General features: G+C 69.1%; 3 protein-coding genes and 1 pseudogene. All 4 read left to right on the plus strand.

Annotated elements, in window-relative coordinates; translation table 11 throughout:
* Nucleotides 1–111 precede the first annotated feature (111 nt).
* Nucleotides 112–1,122: an alpha-amylase family glycosyl hydrolase gene (locus tag ACRYM0_RS20525; RefSeq protein WP_432507702.1), complete on the plus strand. Its 1,011-nt coding sequence runs from the start codon at nt 112–114 to the stop codon at nt 1,120–1,122.
* A gap of 158 nt (nt 1,123–1,280) precedes the next feature.
* Entirely contained in the window at nt 1,281–2,087 is an 807-nt protein-coding gene (locus ACRYM0_RS20530) for a transposase family protein (RefSeq protein WP_432507703.1), read from the plus strand.
* Nucleotides 2,088–2,144: 57 nt separating this feature from the next.
* Nucleotides 2,145–2,549, plus strand: a pseudogene (locus tag ACRYM0_RS20535) (transposase); the annotation flags it as partial.
* Nucleotides 2,550–2,774: 225 nt separating this feature from the next.
* The coding region (locus tag ACRYM0_RS20540; protein ID WP_432507704.1) for an IS110 family transposase at nt 2,775–3,680 on the plus strand (906 nt) is incomplete at its 3' end.

Raw genomic sequence — 3,680 nt, forward strand, 5'->3', positions numbered from 1 at the left:
GCGCACGCCAGGCGCTCCAGCGCCCCCCCCCCCCCCCCCGCCCCCCCCCCCCCCCCCCCCCCCCCCCCCCCCCCCCCCCCCCCCCCCCCCCCCCCCCCCCCCCCCCCCGCGATGGCCAAGGTGCCCGGCCTGCCGGATGCGGGGCACGCACCCGGTGCCCTCTTCGAGTCCCACCGCTGGGTCGGCAGCCCTCACTGGGACGTCGACGCCGTCCACGACATCCTGCGCCGCTGGCGCAAGGTCGCCGACGAATACCCCGGGGACCGGATGTTCGTCACCGAGGCGGTCGTCGCTGGCGCGCACCGGCTGGCGCGCTACCTGCGCGCCGACGAGATGCACACCGCCTTCAACTTCGACTACCTCAAGGCCCCCTGGGACGCGAATGCGCTGCGCTCCGCCATCGACAGCACGCTGAGCGCGCTGGCCCCTGTCGAGGCGCCCGCCACCTGGGTGCTGTCCACCCACGACGAGACCCGCCACGTCACCCGTTACGGCCGCCGGCACAGCGGTGCGGCCACCATGGGCTTCGACACCGCCGAAGCCAGCGACCTAAGCCTGGGCGTGCGCCGAGCACGCGCTGCAGCGCTGCTCACCCTGGCCCTGCCCGGAACGGCATACATTTACCAGGGGGAAGAGCTCGGCTTGCCGGAGGTCGAGGACCTGCCCGAGGAACTCCTGCAGGACCCCACATGGGAACGCTCAGGGCGCACCGCACGAGGCCGCGACGGTTGCCGGGTCCCCCTGCCCTGGGCTGGGCAGCACCCCCCGTTCGGGTTCTCCCCCCCCGGGGTCGACCCATGGCTGCCCCAGCCGCAGCAGTGGGCGCAGTTCAGCGCTCAAGTCCAGCAGCAGGACCCTCGCTCCATGCTCTCGCTCTACCGAGCCGTCCTGCACCTGCGCCGCTCCCTGCCCGACTTGCACGTTCCAGGACTCACCTGGCGCCCGGCAGCCGCTGGAGTGCTCACCTTCGACCGGGGCGAGTCCTTCCGGTGCGTGGTGAACCTATCCGACCGCCCCGTGTCCCTCGTCGGGGCTGGTCGCCCTCTCATCGCCAGCGGCTTCGTCGACGGCGATCAACTGCCTCCGGACACCAGCGTCTGGCTCGACCGCAACATCGGCTGAGCCTGTAAATGCCTGGAATACGAGCGCGTACCCCGATTCCGTGTCGTGAGATTATCTCGATAGCTCGAGCGCAGGGCAACAGATCCGGAAACGCACTGGGGCCAGCCGGTGCGGATGCAGGGGACCAAACTCGCCCGTCGTAACCATCAGGACTCCACGTGCTCACCTACCGAGCCAGCCTCGACGTATCCCGCGACCTCACCCAACGCATCGCCCGCCTCCTGTCGATCCACCGATCCTTGATCGGCACCCGGCGTCATCGACGAGTACTGGGGTGCTTCGACCAAGCAGTGCTACTGCTGCGTTTCATGCGCCAACGCACAGCAGTCGCCGACCTCGCCCGCGACAACGGCATCAGCCTGTCCACGGCCTACCGCTACCTACACGAGGCGCTGGACGTCGTTGCGGCCGAAGCCCCGCGCTTGGACGAGGTCGTCGTCCAAGCTGCTCAGGACGATTTCGAGCACCTGCTGCTGGACGGCACCCTCATCGCTACCGATCGAGTTCACGACGTCGGAGCAGGACCGGATCGCTGGTACTCCGGCAAGCACAAACGCCACGGTGGCAACATTCAGGTCGTGTGCGACCCCGACGGGCGGCCGTTGTGGGTCTCACCGGTCGAGCCAGGTCGTACCCATGACTTGGCCGCCGCCCGTCGACACGTACTGCCGGCCCTGTACCCGACAGCTGCGCGGGGACTGCCGGTGCTGGCTGATAAGGGGTACACCGGCGCCGGCGCAGGCATCCGCGTCCCTGTCCGTCGCACCCGCCGTGGGCAAATACTCGACCGGAGCACGCGGGGTTGGAACTCCTACGTGAACTCGACCCGCGCCTTCGTCGAACACGGCATCGCTCACCTGAAGATCCGCTGGCGTGCACTGTCTCGCATTAGCCTCTGCCCATGGCGCATTTCCGCCATTATGGCTACCGCATTGGTGCTCAGCAGTTGGGAGAACCGCTACTGACAAGGGCTCAATGAACGCCTGGTCGCAGTGCGGGGGCACCTCCCACGAAGTGGGGGCATGAGCGCCGCCGGCATCGCAGGCCTGCCAGGCCCGGCCAAGGTCAAGCGCCTGCGCGGTGTCGCGACGGCCGACGACCTGGTGCACCGCAAGTTCCACCGCCTTTCACCCAACGAACTATGGGTCACCGACATCACCGAACACCCCACCCGGGAAGGGAAGGTCTACTGCTGCGCAGTCTTGGACACCTTCTCGCGCAAGATCGTCGGCTGGTCCATCGACACCGCTCCGGACTCCCGCTTGGTCGTCAACGCCCTGGACATGGCCATCAAGACCCGCAACCCCGCTGCCGGCGGCATCGTCCACGCCGATCACGGAGTCCAGTTCACCTCGTGGGCCTTCACCACCAAGGTCCGCGCCGCGGGCCTCATGCCCTCCTTCGGGACGGTCGGCGACGGCTACGACTGCGAGCATGGTGGTGTCGCTGCAGTGGGAGCCTGACCCGTGTTACGACCGGCCCTGCGGGTGCCTTGGCGTTGATCTGTCGGCTCCCGCTGCAGCGATGCGTGACCCGCTGACCGGGCGGGCAGTGACCTGATAGGAGCCTGATCGCCGCAGGATCTCATCGCAGTCCTGTCCGCCCGCCCGGCCAGCGGACCGACGACCGCGATCTGCGAGAGGACCCCGGCCATGCCCAGCATGCCCCTGCGACGCGACGATGTCATCGTCGGTGTCGACACCCACAAGAGCGAGCACGTCGCCGTCCTGCTGGACGGCCTGGGCGGAAAACTCGCCGAGCTGACCATCCCGGCCACCACCGCAGGCTTCGCGCAGCTGCTGCAGGTGTGCACTGAGCACGCCGGTCCAGGCGGGCGCATCACCGCGTTCGGCGTCGAGGGCACCGGCTCCTACGGTCTGGGTCTGGCGCGGTTCCTGCGCCGGGCCGGTCACACCGTCCGAGAGATCGACCGCCCGGTGCGCAACGGGCAGCGCCGCCAGCAGGGCAAGAACGATGCCATCGACGCCGAGCACGCCGCTCGCACGGTGCTCAGCGGTGCTGAACTGGCGACACCGAAGAACGCCGATGGAAGCGTCGAGGTGCTGCGGCTGCTGAAGATCGCTCGTGACACGGCCGTAAAGGCCCGCACCGCAGCGATGATCGCCCTGAAGGCCACGCTGGTCACCGCCGATGATGCTCTGCGCGCCGAGCTGGAGCACTTGAGGGATCCGGGGCTCATTCGAGCGTGCGCTGACCTCGAGGGCGCTGCCGATCTAAGCGCTCCTGATGCCGCGATGCGCCACGTCCTGAGCTGCCTTGCACGTCGCTGGCTGCAGCTGAACGAGGAGATCAAGGTCCACGCCCGGCACCTGAAGGCCCAGACCAAGGCGCTGGCGCCGGCGCTGGTCCAGGCCGTCGGCGTCGGAGCCGACATCGCCGCGGAGATGCTCATCACCGCCGGCGACAACAACGAGCGCATCCGCTCGGAGGCGGCGTTCGCGAAGATGTGCGGAGCCTGTCCCATCCCGGCCGGTTCCGGGCAGACCAACGGCCGTCACCGCCTCTACCGCGGCGGCAACCGGCAAGCCAACGCCGCC

Origin of the sequence: Kineococcus arenarius subsp. arenarius, assembly GCF_050871845.1 — a bacterium.
In the GTDB taxonomy this organism is placed as follows: Bacteria; Actinomycetota; Actinomycetes; order Actinomycetales; family Kineococcaceae; genus Kineococcus.

What these genes read in the sequence shown, in the direction of transcription:
- ACRYM0_RS20525 (WP_432507702.1), top strand. Translation starts at nt 112, where the DNA reads ATGGCCAAGGTGCCCGGCCTGCCGGATGCGGGGCACGCACCCGGTGCC.